This is a genomic window from Streptomyces sp. NPDC005151 (assembly GCF_053599875.1).
This window is the reverse complement of sequence record NZ_JBSFYR010000263.1, coordinates 1-1,258: the sequence shown is the minus strand read 5'-3', so window position 1 is coordinate 1,258 and position 1,258 is coordinate 1. Positions and strand designations below refer to the sequence as shown.

The window sequence follows — 1,258 nt, the reverse complement described above, 5'->3', positions numbered from 1 at the left end:
GACTCGGTGGTGGGGTTGTGTCTGCCGCGTGGTGCCGACCTGGTGGCCGCGATGGTGGGTGTGCTGAAGGCGGGGGCCGCGTATCTGCCGGTGGACGGGCGGCTGCCGGTGGACCGGGTGGCGTTCATGCTGGCCGACAGTGGTGCGCAGTTGGTGCTGGGTACTGGGGAGACGTTGGATGATCTGCCGGTGGGCCGGGTGCCGCTGGTTGCGCTGGATGCTCCGTTGACGGCCGGGTTGCTGGGTGCTCAGCCGGCGACTGCGCCGGGTGTGGTGGTTGATCCGGCGGGGCTGGCGTATGTGATCTATACGTCGGGTTCGACTGGGGTGCCGAAGGGTGTGGCGGTTGGTCATGCGGGTGTGGTGAATCTGGTGGCCGCTCAGGCTGAGCGGTTCGCGGTGGAGCGGGACTCGCGGGTGCTGCAGTTCGCGTCGGTGGGCTTTGACGCGGCGGTGTCGGAAGTGCTGGTGACGTTGTGCACGGGTGCCTCACTGGTGATGGCTCCGGCGGAGGAGCTGGTTTTGGGCGGCGGGCTGGTCGAGCTGCTGGCGGGCCATGGGGTGACGCATGCGACGCTGCCCCCGGCGGTCCTTGCCGTTCTCGAGGTGGAGGATCTGGCGTCGGTGACGACGCTGGTGTCGGCGGGGGAGGCGCTGGACGCGGGCTTGGTGTCGCGGTGGGCGCCGGGTCGTCGTCTGATCAACGCCTATGGCCCGACGGAGATCACGGTGTGCGCGTCGATGTCGGACCCGCTGGCTGCTGGTGATGTGCCGTCGATCGGTACGCCGATCGCCAATGCCCGGGTGTTCGTGCTGGACGACACGCTCAGCCCGGTGCCGGTAGGCGTCGCCGGTGAGTTGTACGTCGCCGGCGCGGGTGTCGCACGCGGATACGTCGGGCGCCCGTCGTTGACGGGTGAGCGGTTTGTGGCGTGCCCGTTCGGGTCCGGCGGGGAGCGGATGTATCGGACCGGTGACTTGGCGCGGTGGATGCCGGAGGGGCAGTTGCTGTTCCTCGGGCGGGCGGATGAGCAGGTCAAGGTCCGCGGGTTCCGGATCGAGCCCGGTGAGATCGAGGCCGTCCTGAGTGCGCACCCGGAGGTGGCGCGGGCTGCGGTCGTGGCTCGGGAGGACACACCGGGGGACAAGCGGCTGGTGGCCTACGTCGTCCCCGCTGGTGAGGACGATCTCGACCTCGATCTCGATGGTCTGCGTGAGTTTGTCGCGGCGCGGCTGCCTGACTACATGGTTCCGGCCG

Annotated in this window: 1 protein-coding gene; it reads left to right on the top strand. The window is 69.5% G+C overall.

Annotated elements, in window-relative coordinates:
- Window positions 1–1,258: amino acid adenylation domain-containing protein (locus tag ACWD6R_RS40605; protein ID WP_451823350.1), on the top strand; the 1,258-nt coding region annotated here is incomplete at both ends.